Raw genomic sequence first — 20,740 nt, forward strand, 5'->3', positions numbered from 1 at the left:
CGGTCAGGTGTCCGGGACGGGCAGGCGGCTCAGGCCCCGAGCAGGCTCTGCCCGCACACCCTGACCACCTGCCCGTTCACCCCCTGGGAGCCGGGACTCGCGAGCCAGCTCACCGTTTCGGCGACGTCGGCCGGAAGCCCGCCCTGGGCGAGGGAGTTCATGCGGCGCCCCGCCTCACGGATGAGCAGAGGCACCGCGGACGTCATCTTCGTCTCGATGAAGCCGGGCGCGACGGCGTTGACCGTGCAGCCGTACTCCGCGAGCGCCCGAGGCGCCAGCGAGCGCACCAGGCCGATGATTCCCGCCTTGCTGGCCGCGTAGTTGGTCTGCCCGGCGTTCCCCGCGATGCCCGAGATGGAGGCGGTGGCGACGATCCGCCCGCGCGACTTCAGGGCCCCGGAGCCGAGCAGCGAGTCCGTCGTGCGCAGCACACTCGCCAGGTTGACCTCAAGCACCGAATCCCAGCGGTCGGCGGGCATGTTGGCGAGCTTCCGGTCACGGGTGATACCCGCGTTGTGCACCAGGATGTCGAGCCCGTCGGGCAGTGCCGCGGCGATGCGCTCACCCGCGTCGTCCTTGGTGATGTCCAGCGGCAGCGCGCCGCCGCCGATCCGTTCGGCGACGCGGGTGAGATCGTGCCGCGCGGACGGGACGTCGAGCACGACGACGTGCGCGCCCTCACGCGCGAGGGTGGCCGCGACCGCCTCGCCGATTCCGCGCGCGCCACCGGTGACCAGGGCGGTTCGGCCAGCCAGCGGCAGTTCCAGGTCGAAGGGCTCGGCCGCGGAGGCGATCTCGATCACCTGCCCGCTGACGTAGGCCGACCTGGGGGAGAGCAGGAAGCGCAAGGTCGACTCCGCGGCCTCCGCGCCCGCCTGGGGCAGCCGGACCAGGTTCGCCGTACGGCCCTCGCCGATTTCCTTGCCCAGGGCGCGGACGAAGCCCTCCAGCGCCTGTTGCGCGGCGGCCTGGTGGTGATCGTCCGCGGCGGGCGGGGACCCGAGCAGTACCACCCGTCCGCTCGGCGCGATCGAGCGGACCACGGGACGCAGCTTCTCGTACACCGCGTGGAGCGAGGCGACGTCCCGCAGCCCGGTGGCGTCGACGACCGCCGCCGCGGGGCGTCCGCCGCCTGCCTTGAGGCCGGTACGGGCCAGCGCCTCGTCCACTCCTGGGGCCGGGCTGCCTGCGGTGAGGCGTACCAGCGAACCCTCCAGGACGGGACTCTCGCTGGACCAGCGGTGGAGAGCGGCCGGGCGGGGGAGGCCGAGCCTGCGGGTGAGGAACCGGCCAGCGGCCGTGCCGGTGAAGCGCAGGTAGCGGTCGGTCATTGTCAAAGCTCCCCAGGTCGCCGTAACTTACTTAGCAGTAATCTTACTTCAGAGTCAGGAGTTGGTCGAGATGAGCACCGAAGGCCGCACGGCGGAGCGGGTCGCGATCATCGGCGGCTGCCGCATACCGTTCGCACGCTCCGACGGCCCGTACGCGACCGCCTCCAACCAGGAGATGCTCACCGCCGCGCTGGACGGCCTGGTCGAGCGCTTCGGGCTGCGAGGCGAACTGGTCGGCGAGTTCGTCGCCGGCGCCGTACTCAAGCACAGCCGGGACTTCAACCTCGCCCGCGAGACGCTCCTCGGCTCGGGACTCGACCCGCGCACACCCGCCTACGACATCCAGCAGGCCTGCGGCACGGGCCTGCAAGCCGTGATCGCGGCGTCCAACAAAATCGCGCTCGGGCAGATCCGCAGCGCCGTAGCGGGCGGCGCCGACACCGCGAGCGACGCACCGCTGGGCGTCAACGACCGGCTTCGGAAGATTCTCCTCGAGGCACGCCGGGCGAAGTCCGCCGGAGCCAGGCTCAAGGCGCTGTCCCGGATCAGACCCGGCCAGCTGGTCCCCGACATTCCGCGTAACGCCGAGCCGCGTACGGGACTCTCGATGGGCGAGCACGCGGCCGTGACGGCACGCGCGTGGGGCATCACCCGCGAAGCCCAGGACGAACTGGCCGCCGCGAGCCACCAGAGGCTGGCGGCGGCGTACGACAGAGGACTGCTGCGAGACCTCGTGACGCCGTTCCGCGGGGTCACCCGAGACCAGAACCTCCGCCCCGGCTCCACGGTCGGCAAACTCGCCACCCTGAAGCCGGTGTTCGGCGCCGACGGCCCCAACCCCACCATGACCGCGGGCAATTCGACACCGCTGACCGACGGCGCGGCGACCGTGCTCCTCGCGAGCGAGGAGTGGGCACGGGAGCGGGGACTGAAGCCGCTGGCCTATCTGACCGCGTACGAGACGGCGGCGGTCGACTTCGCGGACGGAGACATCCGGGGAGGTGAGGACGGGCTGCTCATGGCTCCCGCCTACGCCGTGCCCCGGATGCTGGAACGCGCCGGGCTCGGCATCGAGGACTTCGATCTCATCGAGGTGCACGAGGCGTTCGCGTCCCAGGTCCTGGCGACGCTGTCGGCCTGGGAGAAGCGTGGCCTGGCCCCGGTGGACCGGGCCCGGCTCAACGTCGCGGGCTCGTCGCTCGCCGTCGGCCACCCCTTCGCGGCGACCGGCGCCCGGATCGTCGCGACGCTGGCCGAGCTCCTGTCCGAGCGCGAGAGCCCCTCCCGCGGCCTGATCTCGATCTGCGCCGCAGGAGGACAGGGAGTGACGGCGATCCTGGAACGCGCCTGACCGCGTGGCCGACGAAGACGCGGACACCCGCCGCCCCGCCCCACCACAACTCACACGGACCACGCACGAATCGCCCGCAAGAGCCTCTGGCAGGCCGAGCCCAGCGGGCGGCTGCGACCGTCCAGAGCCTGGAGCAGGGCATGCAGGCGTTCGTCGATGGGATCGCCGCGCGTCTCGACCAGACCGTCGGCGTACAGGACGAGCTGGTCCTGTGGGCTCAGGCCGAAGAAAGTGGTACGGAAGCGGACCCCGCCCACGCCGAGCGGGGCACCCGTAGGCAGGCTGAGGAGTTCAGGGTGCCGACCCTTGCGGATGAGGACAGGCGGCAGGCGCCCGGCGTTGGCGATCTGACACTGGCGACGGTGCGGGTCATAGACGGCGTACAGGCAGGTGGCGATGTAGTGCTGCAGCCCGCACGTGAGCCGGTCGAGGTGCTGGAGGACTTTGTGAGGAGGCAGATCGAGATCGGCGTAGGCACGCGTCGCGGTGGACAAGCCGCCCCATGACCGCCGCGGCGTCGCCGCCGTTGCCCATGACATCGCCGACCACCAGGGCCGTCTTGCCCCCGCTCAGCGGGATGACGTCGCGCACGCTCTGATGCCATCGGGCCTCGTGACGCTCACTGACGTCCACCACCGAGTTCGCCACACCGATCACCCGCCCACCAGGCCCGTGGAGCCGGTAGTACGACACCGACCAGGCACGATCGTGGTCCGGGTTGGCGCGGGTGCGGCCGACGACGTACTGGCCGACCAGCGGCCGCAACACCGTTGATCCGTTCCAGAGCGGGATTGACCAGGCGATAGCACAGATCGGTGTCCAACAGCGCGATGCCGACCGGGGCCTGCACTGAACCTGAGCGACGCGGCCGCACTGCGCCCCTGCCTGGGCGGACTCGTCTACCTCGCACTGATGGCGCTCTTCGCGGCCGGCCTGACCACGGTGCTGCGCAGCGGACTCGCCGTACTCAGCACCCTGATCCCGTTCATCCTCATCGCCTCCATGGTCTTGGGCGAAACGTCAGGTTCCCTCGCCGACTACCTCCCCGACCGCGCCGGACAGCAAGTCCTCTACGCGAACCCGCCCAGCGACCTGGCGCCCTGGGCAGGCCTTGGAGTGACGACACTGTGGACGGGCACGGCGGTACTGGCGGGACTGCCCGCTTACGCCGCCCCTGGGGGCGGAGCGGTCGAGGCCCGGATCACCAGTTCCGGGTCGAAGAGGAGCTCTCCGGTCGGTACGTCCCGATTGCTGACGAGCTCCAGGATGCCGCGCCCGACCTCCAGCGCCAGGCGGTCCGTGGGCTGGCGGACCGTCGTCAGCGGCGGGTCGAGGAATTCGGTGATCATCGTCCCGTCATAGCCGACGACCGAGACATCACCGGGCACGGAATACCCCTGGCGGCGGATGCCACGGATCGCACCGAGGGCCATGTAGTCGCTCGCCGCCACGACGGCGGTGGCGCCGAGGCCCAGCAGGGACGCGGCGGCCGCCTGACCGCCTTCCACGGTGTACGACTGATGGATCACCCACTGTCGGGCGTCGTCGACCCCGCGTCTGCCCATCGCCTCCACGAAGCCGCGTACCCGCCGTTCGGCGGGGTGGTTGCCCGTCGGCCCCGATGCCATGCCGATCCGGCGATGGCCGAGCCGGTGCAGATGGTCGACGGCCAGCTCCGCCGCGAGCATGTCGTCCGTGGTGAAGACAGGGGCGGGCACCCCGTCGGCGAACTCGCCGTTGACACCGATATACGGAATACGGCGGGCGCGGAGCAGTTCATAGGTGTCGGTGTCGGCGCCCTCCAGCGTGTTGGACGCGGAGAGGAAGACCACGGCCGCGATGCCCTTGTCGACGATGGACGTGATGAACTCACGCTCCTGCACACCGCCGGGGAACGCCGGGCAGAGCACGGTCTTCAGCCCGTGCGGGGCGAGCGAGGCCTCGATGCGTTCGGCGACGTCGGCGAAGAACGGGTTCGAGACGCGTTCGGTGACCACGGCGACCAGCTGACCCTGCACCGGCCGTTCGTACCCGAGCTCGGCCATGGCGCTCTCGACCGCGTCCCGCGTCTTCTTCGCCACCCCCTGCCGCCGGTTGATCACCCGGCTGACGGTCGCCTCACTCACTCCCGCGTGAGCCGCGATCTCGACGATGCCGACCTTCACTGGTCCCCTTCCGACATGAGGTTCATCCGATGTTCCTGACCAGCGCCAGCCCCATCCGCGGAACGGAAAGGCTCTGCAGGCCGGCCTTGAGGGTGATCTGGCTCCGCTCGATCATACGGCCGTCACATGCGTGGACCACGATTTCCGCACGTACCGCGGTGTCCGCGATGTCCAGTACGAGGCGCTCCGCGTCCGAGGCGTTGACCAGGACGGTTTCCCTGAACTCCGCGGGCCGGACCGGCGCCGCGCGCTCACTGTGCACGGCCAGCACACTCACCCCGTCCGCCTCGGCGCGCACCAGGGTGTACAGGTCGTCGGGGCGACCGGGCTGGACGGTTCCGTCGAGCAGCTGCGGACGCATCCGCCGCCACTGCGCCAGCCAGAAGCGCAACGCCGCGAGGTGGTCCGGCGGCAGCCGGTCAAGCCGGACGGAGATCTGCGGTACCGAGTGCAGCGCCCCGATGAGCTGCCGGGCCGCGGTTTCCACGGGTGCCTGAGCGCTCCACAGCAACGGGTCGGAGTGTACGGCTCCGCCCACGGCGAGCAGCGCGGTGTCAATCGTGCGCACCCGGTTGGCGGCGGCGTCGCCCGGACAGTCGAAGGACCGCAGCATATTGCCGAAGGCCACCATGCCGGGGCCGACATAGGGCTGCCTGAGTTCCAGCAGCGGTTCGCTGCGCACCGCTTCCAGCGCGGACCGCAGCTCGGTGAGCAGCAGGGTCAGGGCCTGCCCTACGTCGCCGCCGCCGTCGCCCGCGTACACCATGGCCTGGTCCAGGAAATCGACCTTGAGGCCGTCCAGCCCGTGATCGCGGACGAGGGACACGCACATGTCGACCACATGGGCCCGCACTTCGGGCCACCGAGGGTCGAGGACGTACGCTCCCGGTACGGTCGCCGGGGTCGGCGCGCGGGGCGCCCATCGGTCGTAGCAGTCCGCCCTGGGGCCGAGCAGCAGGGGGGCGATCCAGGCTGTGTAGCGCAGGCCGGTGCGGCGCACGCGGTCGACGTGCCCGGTGAAGTCGGGGAATTTCGCGGGGTCGGGCCGCCAGTCACCGCAGCCGCCGTAGCCGCGGCCGCTGCCCAGGTGCTGCCAGCCGTCGTCGAGGATGAGCACTCCGCAGCCCGCCTCGGCGGCGAGGCCGGCCTGCTGCTCGACGGCGGCGGCGTCCACCTGCTGGTTGAAGGCGTACCAGGTGGAGTAGACGGGCAGCCGGGCTGATTCCGGAACGGGCATGGCCTGAGTCTGGGCCGCGAACCAGTCGCGCAGGGCGCCCAGCGCCGAGGCGACCGACGGGCTGCGCGGCACGAACAGCACGCGGTGCGAGTCTGTGGCGGCGGGCAGTTCGATGTGGACGACGAAGGTGTCGTTCTCCTCGGACACCCCGAAGCGAAGCCGGACCTCCGGCGCCGGGTCGGTGGCCGCGAAGGTGAGCAGGGTCGCGCCGGAGTGGTCGTACAGGCATCCCGTGGCGAATCCGTCGACGAGGCTGACCGTGGATCTCCCCGCCCAGTCGGCGACCAGGGTGCGCGACCATCCGGCCTGGGGGTGCCAGTAGCCGGTGGCGTCGCCCAGCGGGAGCGACAGCCGGACGCTGACGGCCGCGCCGCCGGCGTCGATGTGCAGCATCCGCAGGCCGCCGGTGAGTTCGGACAGCGTCCAGGCCGGTTCGGTTCCCGGGGCGAGGACGGCGATCTCGACGGTGTCGAGCAGGGGTTCGTAGGCCGCCGGGGCGAGCTCGGCGGTGGTGACGGCCTCGTGGGTCGGGGTGCTCACGTTACTCCGTTACTCCTTGACGGCTCCGGCGAGCAGGCCGGAGACGAAATGGCGTTGCAGGGCGAGGAAGACGACGGCCATGGGGATCGCGGCGACGGTCGTTCCGGTGAGGAGGGCTCCGTAGTCGGTGTCGTCGACTCCCTGCAGGGAGGCGAGTGCCACCGGGATGGTGTACGACGCTGAGTCACGCAGCACGATCAGGGGCCAGATGAAGTCGTTCCACTGGTAGAGGAAGAGGAAGATGCCCAGGGCGGCCAGCGCCGGTTTCATGGGGGGCAGCACGACCTTGACGAAGAGCCGGAGCTCTCCGCAGCCGTCCATGCGGCCCGAGTCGAGCAGTTCGTCGGGGAGCGCCGCCATGGACTGCCGCATCAGGAAGATCCCGAAGGGCAGGGCGAGGTTGGGCATGATCACGGCCTGGTAGGTGTTGAGCCACTCCAGCTCGGCCATCAGCTTGAACAGCGGCACCAGGGTGACCTGGGCCGGAATGACCAGACCCAGCATCAGCAGACCGAACAGCGGATCGCGGCCCGTGAAGCGGTACTTGGCGAAGGCGTAACCGGCCAGCGTGCACACCGCTCCCGCGCACAGCGTGTAAATGACCGCGATGCCCAGCGAGTTCAGCACGACACGGCCGAAGGACGCGGTCTCTTGCAGGCTGGAGAGATTCTGCGCGAGGTGCCCGCCGGGGAGCAGCGGGGGCGGGGAGCCGAAGATCTCCAGGGAGCTGTGGGTGCTGGCGATGACCAGCCAGTACAGGGGGAGGAGGACGGCGGCGAGTGCGATGCCCAGCCCTGAGGTCAGCAGGATGCCGCTGCCACGGCTGCGCGAGAGGCGCGTGCCGCGGCCCGTGGCGGGGCCGGTGGCGTGGCCGGTTCCGGTCGTGTCAGTGGTCATGTCCGCTCTCCCAGGACGCGGAACTGGATCAGCCCGAGGATTCCGATCAGTACGGCGAGGGCGTAGGCGATGGCCGAGGCGTAGCCGAAGTCGAAGTACACGAAGGCGTTCTGGTACAGGTACACGCCGATGGTGAGGGTGGCGTTGTCCGGGCCGCCGCGGGTGAGAATGTAGGGCTCGTCGAAGATCTGCAGGGTGCCGATGGTGGACAGCACCGTGGTGAGCAGGAGCGCCGGCCGCAGTCCCGGAAGCGTCACATGCAGGAAGGACTTCCACGGGCCGGCGCCGTCGACCGAGGCCGCGTCGTACAGCTCCGTGGGGATCGACTGCAGGCGTGCGAGCAGGATCACCGCGTTGTAGCCGGTGTAGTGCCAGGTGAGGGCCAGGCCCAGGGAGATCTTCGCCCACAGCGGGTCGACGAGCCAGGGCACTTCGCCGATCCCCACCAGTGACAGCAGCCAGTTCACCAGTCCGTACTTCTCGTTGAGCAGGACCGAGAAGACGAGTCCGTACGCCACCAGGCCGGTGCTCATCGGCAGGAAGAACCCGAGGCGGAACACCGAGCGGCCGCGCAGCAGCGCTGAGTTGAAGGCGACGGCCAGACCGGTGGCCAGAGCCAGCATCACCGGCACCTGGACGGCCAGGATCACCGCGGTGTTCTTAAGGGCGGTCCAGAACAACGGGTCGTCGAGCAGCCGGGTGTAGTTGTCGGCGCCGACGAACGTGTCGACGCCCTCGACCGTCTGGTGAAGGCTGAGGACGAAGGACCAGCCGATCGGGTAGACCTTGAACGCGGCGAAGAGCAGCAACGCCGGCAGGACGAACACGTACGGGGCCAGGCGCCGGGCGGTGAACCGCGGCGGGCGGGTCGCCTTCGGCGCACTCCTGTGCGATGTCGTGCGGGCCGGTGAGAGAAGGGCGGTCATCAGGCCTTCTCGCGGCCGGTCTGCCGGGCGAGCTGGTCGGCGGCCTCGCGCAGTGCCTTGGCCGGGTCGGCGCCGCCCAGGAGCACCTTGGTCTGGGCGTCGGTGGTGGCCTTGAGCGCGCGGGCGTAGTCGGCGGTGTAGTTGAACGCCGGTGAGTCCGCCTTCAGCGCGTCGAGGAAGATCTCGCCCTTCTTCTGGCCGCTGAAGAACGTTGACTCGGTGTGGAAGACGGGGTCGTCGTAGGCCTTCATCAGGGCGGGGGCGATGCCCTTCTCCTGGTAGATCTTCACCTGGTTTTCCGGGCGGGTGAGGATGAACTCGGCGAAGTTCCAGGCGGCGGCCTGCTGCTTGCTGGCGCCCGAGACGGCCAGGTGGGTCGAGTTGACGGTGGCGCTGGTCATGCCGCCGCGGCGGACGGCCGGAGGCAGCCGCACCCCCCACTTCCCGGCCTCGTCGGGGACGGTTTCCTCGATGATGCCGCCGAACCAGGTGGGCCAGGGCAGCACCGCCGCGGTGCCCTTCTTGATGGAGCTGATCAGCGCGTTCCAGCCGCCGGATATGTCGCTCACCAGCCCGGCGTCGTTCATCCGCTTGATGAGCGTCATCGCCGTGACGGCCTCGGGCGAGTCGAGCATGATCGCGCCATCCAGATTGAAGTAGAAAGCGCCCTGCAGCTGCAGCAGCATCTGGAAGAAGTTCGCGGAGTCAGCCTGGGAGGCGGGCTTGTCGATACCGAGCAGATACTTCCCGGTCTTGGCCTTGACCTTCTTACCGGCCTCGATGGCGTCATCCCAGGTGTCGATCGCGTGGACGTCGACGTCCGCGTCCTCGAAGACATCGCTGCGGTAGTAGAAACCGGCGGAGTTGGCCTCCCAGGGCAGCGCGTTCACCCGGCCGCCCTTGGATGAGACGGTCTGCCACAGACCCTTGGCGAAGGCGTCCCGGTACTTGTCCGCGCCGAGCTCGCTCAGGTCGGCGAGGCCGCCGGGGAACTTCTCCACGTAGCCCGGCAGGTAGTCGACGCCGATGTGGAGTACGTCGGCGAGCCCGGCGCCACCGGCCGCGAGGCCGGTGGTGATCTTGTCCCAGATGGCCGGGTTGCCGATGTCCTCGACGGTGACCTTGATATCCGGATACCGCTTGTTGAACGCCGGTACGAGCGCCTTCATCTCGGCGGCCGGGCCCGCCCAGCTCCAGACCGTGATGTCGCCCTTCTCGCCGTCGCCGGCCGAGCCGCCCCCGTTGCCCCCGCCGCCCGTGCCGGAGCAGGCGGTGACACCCCCCAGGCCGACGCCGGCGACGAGTACGCCCCCGGCCCGCAGAACATTGCGACGGTTCATGACCATGACACAACCCCTTGCCTCGCAGATCGAAGGGCCAAGCCGGTGAGCGCCCGGCTGACGAGTGGCGACGCTAACAACCAGCCAATCCAACTTGCAATACATCAATGAAAATTTACTGCCTGATCCGTCAGGAAGTTATTGCAGGGGCAGGGCAGGGCAGGGCAGACGCACGGTGGCACTCAGCTGAGACTCACCTGGGCTTGACGCTGTCGGGCCCAGGCCCCGAGCACGGGAACGCAGCGCTCGGCGAAGTACGCGAAATCAGCGGCCGTGTTGTACACATGCGTCGAAAGACGCAGATAGCCGACGCCGCCGAAACTGGTGAAGGCCGCGGCGACACCCAACTCCCGCACCACCCGGTCACGCAGGGCGTCGGCCTCAGCGCGGGTGGCGGCCAGCGGCGCGGGCAGCCGCACCAGCCGCATGGCACTGACCGGCATGCCCACGTGCACACGGCAGTCCTGCCCGGTCAGGTCCGAGAACGCGGCGGCGATCATCCACTCCGCGTGGTCAGCCAGCTCGCGCAGGTAGGCGCGGGCCGTCTCCCACCCCCAGGTGTCCTCGATGAAGCCGAGGGCGGCGGGCGCGGCGAGATAGCTCGTCGCGTCGACGGTCCCCTGGGTGTCGAACCGATCGGGAAAGGGCTCGGAAGCGCCCCACGAGTCGATCAGCGGGTACAGACGGTCGCGCAGTCCGGTGCGCGCCACCAGCGCCGCGGCACCCCGTGGGGCGCAGCCGAACTTGTGGAGGTTGCCGACCCAGAAGTCGCACGGCAGCCCGGCGAGGGGATCGTCGGCCAGTCCGGGCACATGCGCCCCGTCCACGAGGACCGGAATCCCGCGCCTCTTGGCCTCGGCGGCGATCCGCGCCACCGGCATCCAGCGCGCCGTCGCCGAGGTGATGTGATCGAGGACGATGAGGCCGGTCCGCTCGCTCAGTGCCCCGATGACGCGCTCACCAGCTGTGTCGGCGTCGGCGTCGAGCGGCACATGCGCCGTGCGGACCAGGCCGCCCCAGCGCCGGGCCAGGCGCTCGGCTCCCATGGTCACGGCGCCGTACCCGTGATCGGTGACCACGATTTCACCACCGGGCCGTTCCGGGACACCGGCGTAGACGACGCTCGCGCCTGCGCTGGCATTGGGTACGAGCACGAGATCGTCCGCCGCCACCCGCAGGAAGGCGGCAACGGCGCTTCGTGCCGCCGCCACCCTCCGGGGCAACGCGGGAAACCACTCCACAGGTGAGGCGTCCATGCGCCGCCTAAGCCGGTTCTGCTCGTCCTGGGCCAGGAGCGGAACCGCCCCGAACGACCCGTGGTTCAGGTGCTTGACCGACGGATCCAGCGACCAGGCAGCGGCGGCGGGACGGCCGTCGGGCAGTTCCAGCGGAGGCGGTGCGGGTACCTGGTCTGCCGTATTCACGAGACTCCCCAAAGGCCGGACTCGGGGCCGTACGCGAGACCGGACGGCCGTACGCGAGGACCGGACGCCCAAGCCGGCGAGGCCGCCCCGTGGACCTCCCCACCGGCTCGGGTGCCGTTGTCAGCGCACCAGTCTGGCGCCGGCCCAGTCAGCGTGGTCGCTGTTGATGCCGTCACCCGCGTCCGTCACCTTCAGCACCAACGACTTCACACCGGCGACACTGACGTCGACGGACCGAGTCGCGCTCGACGGTGTCATCGTCGCCGGGCTCTCGTACAGCTTGACGCCGTCACCCCAGACCTCGAACCTGACCGTCGAGTTCAGGCTGACCTCGTCATCGACACCGACATCCGACTGGAACCGCGCGTAGTCACCGTCCAGGGCGTAGGTGATGGAGCCGTTGGCGTGCGTACCGATGCCCTTGGGGTAGGTGGTGCCGTTCAGCTTGATGGGGTTCCCGTCGACGCTCTTGTTCTTTCGGACGGTGCCGAAGTCGCTGCTGGCGCTGACCCAGTGGAGATCGCTCAGATCGACCGTCTGGATGCCGCCTTCCACGGTCGCCGTCGCGGACGCGCCGCCGGCCAGCGGTACGGTCACGTAGGACACCGTCTGGCCGTACAGCTCCTTGGTCTTCGCCGGGTACTCGGTGCCGTTCACGTTGACCGTGGCGTGAGTTCCGTAGAACTGCGCTTCCCAGTCGACGGCGGAGCCGGAGTGATTGGTCAGCGTGGACTTCGTCGTTCCGGTGTGCCTGAGCTTCAGGTCGTTGTCCCCGACCTTGAGGTGGTCGATCTCCACCCACGGCGTCTCGGACGTCAGCCGCGAGACGGTGGCCACCTTGTCGTGCGGGGCGTCCGGCTGCACGCCCATCATGCCGTCGACGGTGCTGCTGACCGCCAGGAACGAGATCTCCGGGTAGGCGTTCTTGTCGGTCATGAGCTTCTTGAGCCACGACCAGCCCTCCCCGGACCGGTTGTACTGGTAGTACATCTCCGGCAGGTAGGAGGTGGCCTCGACGTTCAGGTCGTCATCGTTGGCGGCGATGAAGTCCAGGTAGCCGCTGGTCCTGGGGCCGTGATCGCCCAGGCCTGTCAGCATCATCAGGAAGCTGGCCTCGTGGCCCCAGTTGCTGTAGTTCTTGCCGCCCGCGTCCTTGCCGCGGATGTACCGGCCGTTCGCGGCGTCCCACCACTTCTCCTCGAAGTGGTCACGCACCCGCTGAGCGCGCTTGGCCCACTTCGCGCTGCCCGCGCTGTCGCCCTTCGCCTTCAGGATCTCCGCGTACGCCAGCATCGACTGGTACTGGTACCCGAGCGAATCAGCCGCGGAGACAAGGTTCTCATTCGCGAACTCGAAGTACGTCGCCGAGTACTCCCCAGGCTGCTTCCTCACCACCGGCTGCTCGCTGGAGGGGTTCGCGTCGTTCCACGTCACCTCGTGGTCGGCCAGGAACGCGCCCATGGTCGAGTCGTAGAACGCGGACAGGGTCGGATCGTTGATCCAGTCCGTGTCGCCCGTCCACTGGTACTGCTTGTACGCCTTGGCCATCAGGTTGAACGGCGACGGCAGTTCCCGGAAGCCGGTGCCGTCGATGTAGTACATGGCGCCGTGGGAGCTGTGCGCCCACAGCGGCCAGCCCTTCTGCCCCGGATCGTCGGCGTCCCCGGCGAACGTCTTCATCATGTGGTACGTCTCGGCGTCGAGACCGAGCACGTGCGCGCCGTCCGACTGGTGAGAGATGTCCCGGTTGTAGTAGGACTCCCGGTGGGTGTAGGCACCCCAGTAGCCAGGCTCCACGGCGGGGTGCGCGGAGTCCTTGAGACGCCACCACTCGGGTTCGTGTCCCATCATCGGGTTCCCTGGGTAGAAGGTCATCCCCAGGGCCCGCTTCTTGCCCCAGTTGAAGCCGTCGTTCAGTGTCGCGTTCGGTGAGTTGATGGTCAGCGTGCTGGTCGGCGGCCCCACGTGTTCCTGCACCGTGATGCTGTCGACGCGCGGAACCTCCCCGGCGGACGTAGCCGTCAGCGTGACGGTGTCACCGGACTTGAGCGTGACCTTGCTCGACGTACGGGTGTCGATGTTCTTCGGATCGGTGTAGTCGCTGCCCCACCGGCGGGACGTGGCCCACGAGTCCACGGAGGCGGAGTTCACGGAGAGCTCGTATGTCACTCCGTTCGCGGTCTTGCCGTTGTAGCGCGTGATGAGGTCGTAGGTTCCGGCGGCCCCGGTGAAGGTGGTGCTGGCGGTGCTGGTCTGACCCGACACGCCCTGGGCGTAGGTGACGTCGTCGACCGGCTTACCGTTCCAGGTGTGGTTGACGGTAGACGTCGTGAAGTTGGTGAGCGCCATCTTCTCGACTTCGATCACGTACGGCCCGGCCGTCTTCTCCGTCTCCGCCGCCGCGGGCGTAGGGGGAAGGGCGACCGCTGTGGCGACTGACGCCAGCACGGCGGATAGTGCACAAGCAAATCGACGCATGTGCGACTGACTCCTTTCGGGGTGGGGTGGTGCACGTTTCGACCACGGCCGAGCTCGACCGCTCCTCACGTAAGGCGCGAAAACGGGCCCACGCACGTTGGAAGAAGTTGAACTGTGTTGCCTATTGAGTACTTCACCGGGAGTACTGTCAATAGCTTGCAACGATCTCATGATGCTAACCATGAAATATTTCACTCACATATTGCATGTCACGGTGAACGTGAGTAGCGTGCCGACGCGCAAGGCTCATCCCCACACCCTTTCGTCAGCCGCCTCGCGGTGCACAAGGAGAAGGGCGACGACACCATGAACAGACCCGCCTCCAAGGCTCTGGGCCGGGTGGTCCTCGCGCTCGGTGCGGCCCTGGCGTCGACCCCGCTCTGCACCACCGTGAGTACGGCGGCGCCCGGAGGCGCGAGCGGGAGCGCGGGCATCGACTCCGCCACGCGTACGGGCAGCGAACGCGCCTGTCCCGTCGTGCACTTACCAGAATCGGCCTGATCACCAACAGAGAGGCGGCCGAAGAGGTCAAGGTCGCCGCCTCACCGGGCTATGTGCCCTACCAGGTCGGACAACCCCACCGGCCCACGTTCCTCCCGGCCGGACTCGTCCAACTCCTCCGCCACCGCCCCTCCTGACCGAAGCCAACGGGACCCTAAGTAGTCACTCAGCCACCGCTGTGGCGTCCCAGGGTTCGCACCTGCGGCAATCGGCCGGAACCGCCCGAAGCCCGCACCACGGCCGACCGACCGCGGATGAGTACGCCAGCGTCCGGCACGGGACAGGCCCCCTTGCCGGGGCCGATCAGGGCTTTCACACTGCAGATCACGAGCGTGGGGAGCAGGGGAGCGATGGCAGCACAGCGACGACGACGCATGAGGAAGCGAACGCGCAGGCAGTTACCGGGCTGGGGCGCGGCGGCCGCCCTGGCCGCTGCGATATGGGTGGCGGGCAACTGGGCGATGGTGTGGCCCGTCCTGGCGACAGCGGTCGCCATTGCTGTGGTGGGCGGGGCCGGGTGGAGGCTGTGGCGTGCGCACCGGATCGCGGCCGACCGGGACCGGAGATGGCGGGCGCAGGAGGAGGCGAAGGCGCGGGAACTGTCGATGGCCGAGGTCGACGCGCTCTCCTGGCAGGACTTCGAGAAGTACGTCGCCGACCTGTGCCGCCGCGACGGCTGCCGAGACGTCGTCGTCAGCGGCAGGAGCGGCGACCTGGGAGCCGACGTTACCGGCTACCTCGCCGACGGCCGCAAACTGGTCGTCCAGGTCAAGAAGTACGCGCCCGAGCGCAGCGTGTCCTCGCAGGACATGCAGAAGTTCGTCGGCACCGCGCGTCTCGAGCACGGCGCGGACATCGCCCTCTTCGTCACCACCTGCCGCGCGTTCACCAAGGCCACCCTAGGGTTGGCAGTGCGGCAGGGCATCGTGGCCCTGCACCGCGACCTGCTCGGCTCCTGGGTCAAGGGCGCCCACCTGGAGACGCTGATCCCGCTCAACGGAAGCGGCGGCGGCACCCGGCGCCCGCCAGCCTGACCGAACGCCTCCGCAGCGCGAAGTGCGTGCGGCACCTGGGCCCGCATCACGAGCAAGGACACGCCCGCCCGTCCCCCCATGCCGAAAGGCCAGGGACGCCCGCTGCCCGACGAACCCATCGAGACGCCCGCCGCCCAGAAGCATCCCCGCCACGTCACTGATGGCCCGCTGCGCCCAGCGATGCTCTGGCTCGCTGCCTGCCAGCTGATCGTGGCCGTCTCCTCGGTCACCGGTAGGACAAGGATGCGGATACAGGCCCGTGCGGCGCTGTGTTCAGGGTCGGCCCGGCCGCGGTCGCCTGGGCATCGGACCGGAACCGGCGGGAGCGACCACCAGCGCGGCGAGTGGGGCAGTTCGCTGACCAGTCTGGCGATGACACGCCCCAGGTCGGTGCCGGTGAGGAGCCGGATCGTGTTGGACAGCACGGTGACGAGGTCCGCCAGCGGATCGGCGGTGTCGGGGGCTTCGGGGTTGGCTTGGGCGAAGGCCTCCCGGACCGCGGCCGCGATCAGCTCTGTCCGCCCAGTGCGGAGCGTGACATGAAAGGAGATGCAAGAGCCACCGATTGCGCACCGTCACCTGACGGTGCCCTTTCGCACATAATCTGGTTGGGTGGGGCTCGTTTCGGGGGACGGGTTGGCCTGGTTGGCGTTCGCGGCTGACGACTTGGCGGCGCTCCGCTACGGCCTCCTGGTGGGTGGGTGCTGCTCAGAACTCAAGCTGTGTCAGGCCAAGTTGGTCGAGTCCTGCATTGGCCAAGGGAAGGCCGAGGTCTTTGATGACTCTCTCGCCAAGGTCCGGGTTCGGCATGTTCCGGCCCAACAGCACGCACTGGGTGCCGATGGCGATCTTGAGTTCGGGGGTGATCGGGCGCGGCTCGCCGGGGCCGCCGGGTTCTCCAGGGCCCCACAGCCCCTCCGGGGTGACACCCGTCGGCCAGCACACCCACTGGTCCGGCCCGATCATCATCGGTTCCTCGAACGGGAAGACGCAGACGGGCATGAACTCCTTCGGGGACTCGGCCGCGAGGAAGCCGTCGCGGAAGCGGTGGAGCGTGCCTCGATTGACGGTGAGGATCTTGGCGGAGACCTCGGGGTCGCCCGTTTCGTCCGCGGCCGCCTGGCGGGATGCCACGATCTCCAGCGTCCGGCGTGCGGCGGCGTGCATGATGCGGGCCGTACGAGCAGAGGTGGTGCCGGCCCCGAAGTCGTTGGGCGGGGTTCCGGCCCCTGTCCCGTCTCCGCCCGCCGCGGGGAACGGGTAGGTGATCAGCCGGGCGATCGCATCCACAGGGAGCTGCTGGGGCATGCTCGTGCCTCCTCACGTCGTGTCCCTCGGCACACCATCTCGCCGATTGGCTCGGTCGGCCAGATGAGTGCAGCCGATGGGGTTGGTTTCTGGCGGAGGCTGGCGTGCGAGGCTGCATCTCATAGCGCCAGGGGATGCCTGTGCGGGCGACGTAGAGGACGGCGTTGAGCAGGTCCCGCAGGCCGTGCTGCGTCGGCGTGCCGATGTTCAGTCCACGGCGGGCTTTGTCGTACCGCCAGCTCGTCAACAGCGGTTCGACCAGGGCCCATCGGGCGTCGGACAGGTCGCTCGGATACCGGAGGCGATCCACTCATACCGCCCAGGAAGAGTACGCCGCAGACGGCATCGGTGATCTGGGCCTGGTTCATCCGCGGGGCGATGGGCAGATCGAGGAACCGGGCCAGTTCGCTGACCAGGATCTTGGGCGTGGCGGCGGGCGGTACGGACAGGAACACCACGGGGAGCCGTCGGCCGGGGCCTGGGTGGTGGGCGTGGTCGGCGAGGTGGAAGGAACGGCCGAGTTGCTGGAGGGTGGTGGTCTTGCCGGTGGTGGGTGGCCCGGAGACGATCAGTCCACGGCGGGCGGTGCCGTTGTGACGCCGGTTGAGGATCATCAGGCGTCGCAACGTGAGGGAGATCTTGTCCATGGCAGGGGTGGACAGGATCACGAACCGCGAGTGGTAGTCGAGGCGTTCGTCGAGTGTCCATGGTCCTGGGCCCGGGCAGCCGTGCCGGTCCGGTGTCAATGAACTGCATCCATTCCTGCCAGGTGGTCGGCGAAGCGAACGGATCGGCCTGCTGGTCTGAGGAAGTACTCAAAGTCACCACCGCTGCGCCTCCTGTTGGGCGTTGAAGACCTGCCACGGGCTGACGGCTTTGTCGTCGTCCGGCCCGTACGCCTCGTCGTCGTCCTCTGTGCTGTCGCTGTCCGGCCCCGGATATGGCACGCGCCCGCTGCGCCCGGCCGCCGGCAGACGGGTGGTGCCGGCATCGGCCGGACCGCCGTCCGTTTGGGGGACCTGCGGATCTCCACCGACCGATGCCGTGGCCCCGGCGGCGCGCCGCAGCAGCGCGTCGAGTGCGCGGGCGAGGTGTTCTTCGTGCTCGGCCCGTCCTGCGCGTTGCTCGACGACTGTGCGGATGTGCCGCCAGGCGGTGTCGGTGAAGGGCTGGCTGACCAGGGTGCGGTGGATCCAACCGGCCTCGGCCCAGCCGTCAGGCAGGCGCACCCAGCAGCGGTACGGCTCGTAGGGGTTGTAGTGGACCTCCCACTTGCCGTCTGGCGCGGTGGAGCGGTGCCGGTGGCCGTTGAGGACCTTGCTGTCGTACGTGCGGTAGTCGAACCGGATCCCCTCGGCGCCGATCGCGCACCGCCGGGAAGGGAGCAGCTCGATGTAGTCCGCTGCTCTCAACGGGACAGGGACATGCCCGCTGATTCCAATCAGGGCCGCCCACATCTCGTTGGGCGACAGCGCCAGCCTCGGCATCAGAGGATGGCGCAGCTCCCGATGACAGCGCTCCTGCCACCCGCTGACCACCCACTCGTCCAGAAACTCCTGCAGTTGGGGCAACGTCCAGCATGCCTCGTCCTCGGTCCGTCGGCCACGCGCGCCGACGTGGGAGCCGGTATAGCCCGCAACGTACTGTGCGAACAGTGTCCCGACGGATTCAAAGCCGCGCTCCACGTGGCCCTTCGCATGGCCGGAGGCGGGTGGACACGGCTGGACCGAGATCCCGAGGTGTTCGGCGGCCGCGAGGAAGCACTGCGAGACGAACACCTTGCCCTGATCGACGACGACGGTAGACGGAAAGACCACCGGCCGGGCCGCGGCACCCCGCATGCGGGCGTCGATGCCGGTGAGCCGCTCGTAGGGGATCACGGAGGAGGCCATGGCCAGCACATCGGGCCAGCCGGGCCGCAGGGGCTCCGGCACGACGGTATGCGCGAGGAGGATGGCCGCGTCCACCGCCTTCGTTCCCCGCGGGCGCAGCACAGCGGCGGTAATGCTGCGGGTGGCCACATCCATGGCCATGGTCAGCTCCAGCCGCCCGGTGCGCCCGTCCTCCAGCACGGCCAGCACATCCAGCGGGGTGCTGTCCATCATGACCAGCTCACCGGGCCGCGCCACAACGGTCGGCGTGAACGGCGGCTCGGGCCGGGAGACCCGCCAGCGCTGCTGCACCGCAGTGCCCAGCAGCCCCTGGCCGTCAGCGACTGCCCGTACCAGCCGGTTGAACGTTGTCACCGGCGGCACCACCACCACGCCGGGTCCGTAGGTGTCCTCCAGCAGCCAGCCCACCTGCCGACGCAGCCGGCCCAGCGTGCCGGTAGACCGCTCCCGCTGCGCCTCAAGGACCGTCCTGATCGCGGCGACCACCCGTTCATCGGCACGCCCCCACGGCGACCGCGCCCGGATGGCCCGTCCGTCGACCAAACCCCACACGCCCTGCCTGTGGTAGCGGGCACGCATCCGCCGGACGGTGGCCACACTGACCGGTAGCCCCTGCGCGGTGAGTTCCGCAGCCTTGGCCGCTTCCCGCTTGGCGAGGCTGCGCGCTGCCGGGTCGAACTCTTTGCGCGGCGCTCCAGCCCTACCCGGCTCAGGATGACCGCTCTCGACCTCACGGACGTGCCGCTGCCAGGCGAGTGCCCTTTCACGCACGTCCGCATCCAGGCCGTCCAGCAAACCCCATGCAGGTGCCCGATGTTCAGCGCAGCCGTCGACTACCTCGAAGTACTTGTCGGCGTACAACTGGGTAAGCAGCAGGACCTGGACAGCCCCGTCCTCACCCACGATCCGGCACCGGGGCCCGTCCAGCCCCGCCAGGGTGAACACACCTCCAGCGACACGGACTTGGTCACCCACCTCCACTACATGGCGCACTGTTCACCGCACTCTCTGGCAGGCCGCGGCGACCAGCGTTCCGGCGGTGAGCGGCCGGTCCAGCGAAGCAGTCAGCCCTCCGCTCCACAGGTCGTGATAGACGGCAGGCAGGGTCTGGATCACATCCCCCAGCACCGCGGCCCCCTCGGCCAAAGGGCGCGGGTACGCGAAGGCCTCAACCAGGGCGCCGGGACGGACCCCGCCCGCGCAGCGGGGGTGACGGTAACCCGACAACCACCGTACGTTGCCCACCACCACCGGATCCGCCGAAGGCGCCACCCGGTACTGCCATCCCACCTCCTCCGCGCACCGCCGCAACACATCCGCCTTGCAGGCCAGCCGGCGTGACAGTCCACCCGGACCCGGACAATCAACGAGCACGTGCCCACCAGCGCCGCGTGCAGCCAGCTGGGGAGCATGCGCCACAGTCCGCTCGCTCTCCCGCCACACGAACTCCAGCGGACAGCACGCCAGCCCCACCACCTGAGGATCCCGATCGAGCAGCATCAGCTGGTCCCGCATCGCCGCGCTCCCATAGCGCACCAGTCGGCCATCCGAGCCGGTGAACCGCACATCGACATCCTCCACACGAACCTGAAGGCACCCGGAAGACTCCGTACCGCTCGTACCGCTCACGGCAGCCAGTCAAGAGCGATCCGGTCTATCTGCACAATGTGCAGATCGGAAGACCCCCTCAGCAGGTGAAAACCTTCCGGGACACGTCAACGACAAGCCCCCGCTCTGGTAGGACTACTGATCCGCAATCAGGCATCGCAGACCAGGCGTTGCCTGAACACGCAGTGCTGCGCAGATTCGTTGGACGCTGCGCAGATCCATTGGTTCGCGACACCGCCCGAAGGGCCCGGCTGTCGGGTGGGGGCGGACTGGACCCAGACACTACGCAATGCATTATCTGATGCAGGGCCTGCCTCACCCCCTTCAGATCCGACACAATGCCACCCGGACACCCCGCCCCGAGGCAGCCGACACCCATGCCCCAGGGCGACTTGACGCACCCCCCCGGCACACCTCTCGTAGCCAGCCGCCCGCGTAGCGGGCTTGGTTCGGAAGCGTCAGCAGACGGACCCTCACACCTCACAAGCAGCACACGAATTACACAGATCACCCAAGAACGGGGGAGCGCTGCGGACCCGTTCCAGGCCCGCAGCGCAGCGGAGGGACTGCCGGCCGCCCGCGGCCGGCAACCGCGCCCGCAGCGGCGGGCAGTGACACTCCGTCACCCGGCGGAGCGTCAGCGGAGCCTGCCCGGAGCGTCAGCGGAGGGCGTCATTCTTCGGCGCGTCAGCGCCGAAGGTCCCGCTC

General features: G+C 69.1%; 14 protein-coding genes and 3 pseudogenes. 3 read left to right on the top strand and 14 right to left on the bottom strand.

Annotated features, from left to right (window positions below; translation table 11 throughout):
- Nucleotides 1–29: 29 nt before the first annotated feature.
- A complete protein-coding gene (locus tag ACX6XY_RS25085) occupies nucleotides 30–1,331 on the bottom strand; it encodes a 3-oxoacyl-ACP reductase (protein ID WP_460335069.1) in 1,302 nt (433 codons plus the stop codon).
- 70 nt (nucleotides 1,332–1,401) lie between these two features.
- Here ACX6XY_RS25085 and ACX6XY_RS25090 point away from each other — a divergent pair, with 70 nt between their 5' ends.
- Nucleotides 1,402–2,682: an acetyl-CoA C-acetyltransferase gene (locus ACX6XY_RS25090; RefSeq protein ID WP_460335072.1), complete on the top strand. Its 1,281-nt coding sequence runs from the start codon at nucleotides 1,402–1,404 to the stop codon at nucleotides 2,680–2,682.
- 50 nt (nucleotides 2,683–2,732) lie between these two features.
- Here the strand turns inward: ACX6XY_RS25090 and ACX6XY_RS25095 are convergent.
- The 8 genes and pseudogenes from ACX6XY_RS25095 to ACX6XY_RS25130 form a co-directional block, all read right to left on the bottom strand.
- Nucleotides 2,733–3,267, bottom strand: a pseudogene (locus ACX6XY_RS25095) (PP2C family protein-serine/threonine phosphatase); the annotation flags it as partial.
- A 578-nt stretch (nucleotides 3,268–3,845) separates the two neighbouring features.
- The gene (locus ACX6XY_RS25100; RefSeq protein WP_460335075.1) at nucleotides 3,846–4,847 is read right to left on the bottom strand and encodes a LacI family DNA-binding transcriptional regulator; all 1,002 of its coding nucleotides are present in this window, start codon (nucleotides 4,845–4,847) and stop codon (nucleotides 3,846–3,848) included.
- A gap of 22 nt (nucleotides 4,848–4,869) precedes the next feature.
- Nucleotides 4,870–6,624, bottom strand: a complete 1,755-nt coding sequence (locus ACX6XY_RS25105; protein ID WP_460335078.1) for a glycoside hydrolase family 36 protein — start codon at nucleotides 6,622–6,624, stop codon at nucleotides 4,870–4,872.
- Nucleotides 6,625–6,633: 9 nt separating this feature from the next.
- Complete coding sequence (locus tag ACX6XY_RS25110; RefSeq protein ID WP_460335081.1) at nucleotides 6,634–7,521, bottom strand: carbohydrate ABC transporter permease; 888 nt, start codon at nucleotides 7,519–7,521, stop codon at nucleotides 6,634–6,636.
- On the bottom strand, nucleotides 7,518–8,447 hold the full coding sequence (locus tag ACX6XY_RS25115) for a carbohydrate ABC transporter permease (RefSeq protein ID WP_460335084.1): 930 nt from the start codon (nucleotides 8,445–8,447) through the stop codon (nucleotides 7,518–7,520). Before ACX6XY_RS25115 ends, ACX6XY_RS25110 begins: the two co-directional genes overlap by 4 nt.
- Nucleotides 8,447–9,793 (bottom strand): ABC transporter substrate-binding protein, encoded by a 1,347-nt coding sequence (locus tag ACX6XY_RS25120; protein ID WP_460335087.1) that lies wholly within the window; start codon nucleotides 9,791–9,793, stop codon nucleotides 8,447–8,449. Before ACX6XY_RS25120 ends, ACX6XY_RS25115 begins: the two co-directional genes overlap by 1 nt.
- 176 nt (nucleotides 9,794–9,969) lie before the next feature.
- Nucleotides 9,970–11,211 carry an aminotransferase class V-fold PLP-dependent enzyme gene (locus ACX6XY_RS25125; protein WP_460335090.1) on the bottom strand — a complete coding sequence of 414 codons (1,242 nt, stop codon included), beginning with the start codon at nucleotides 11,209–11,211 and terminating at the stop codon, nucleotides 9,970–9,972.
- Between the two features lie 120 nt (nucleotides 11,212–11,331).
- Entirely contained in the window at nucleotides 11,332–13,659 is a 2,328-nt protein-coding gene (locus ACX6XY_RS25130) for an NPCBM/NEW2 domain-containing protein (RefSeq protein ID WP_460335093.1), read from the bottom strand.
- 336 nt (nucleotides 13,660–13,995) lie between these two features.
- Between ACX6XY_RS25130 and ACX6XY_RS25135 the strand changes: the two genes are divergently transcribed.
- The gene (locus ACX6XY_RS25135) at nucleotides 13,996–14,190 is read left to right on the top strand and encodes a hypothetical protein (RefSeq protein ID WP_460335096.1); all 195 of its coding nucleotides are present in this window, start codon (nucleotides 13,996–13,998) and stop codon (nucleotides 14,188–14,190) included.
- 374 nt (nucleotides 14,191–14,564) lie between these two features.
- The gene (locus ACX6XY_RS25140; protein ID WP_460335099.1) at nucleotides 14,565–15,224 is read left to right on the top strand and encodes a restriction endonuclease; all 660 of its coding nucleotides are present in this window, start codon (nucleotides 14,565–14,567) and stop codon (nucleotides 15,222–15,224) included.
- Nucleotides 15,225–15,932: 708 nt separating this feature from the next.
- Here ACX6XY_RS25140 and ACX6XY_RS25145 read toward each other — a convergent pair.
- The 5 genes and pseudogenes from ACX6XY_RS25145 to ACX6XY_RS25165 form a co-directional block, all read right to left on the bottom strand.
- The gene (locus tag ACX6XY_RS25145; RefSeq protein WP_460335102.1) at nucleotides 15,933–16,532 is read right to left on the bottom strand and encodes a hypothetical protein; all 600 of its coding nucleotides are present in this window, start codon (nucleotides 16,530–16,532) and stop codon (nucleotides 15,933–15,935) included.
- 121 nt (nucleotides 16,533–16,653) lie between these two features.
- Nucleotides 16,654–16,842 (bottom strand): annotated as a pseudogene (locus tag ACX6XY_RS25150) (transposase); the annotation flags it as partial.
- A gap of 76 nt (nucleotides 16,843–16,918) precedes the next feature.
- Nucleotides 16,919–17,179 (bottom strand): annotated as a pseudogene (locus ACX6XY_RS25155) (ATP/GTP-binding protein); the annotation flags it as partial.
- A 174-nt stretch (nucleotides 17,180–17,353) separates the two neighbouring features.
- The gene (locus ACX6XY_RS25160) at nucleotides 17,354–19,369 is read right to left on the bottom strand and encodes a transposase (protein ID WP_460335105.1); all 2,016 of its coding nucleotides are present in this window, start codon (nucleotides 19,367–19,369) and stop codon (nucleotides 17,354–17,356) included.
- Between the two features lie 51 nt (nucleotides 19,370–19,420).
- Entirely contained in the window at nucleotides 19,421–20,053 is a 633-nt protein-coding gene (locus ACX6XY_RS25165; protein ID WP_460335107.1) for a TnsA-like heteromeric transposase endonuclease subunit, read from the bottom strand.
- Between the last annotated feature and the right edge of the window lie 687 nt (nucleotides 20,054–20,740).

The sequence above is a fragment of the Streptomyces sp. O3 genome, from assembly GCF_054788135.1.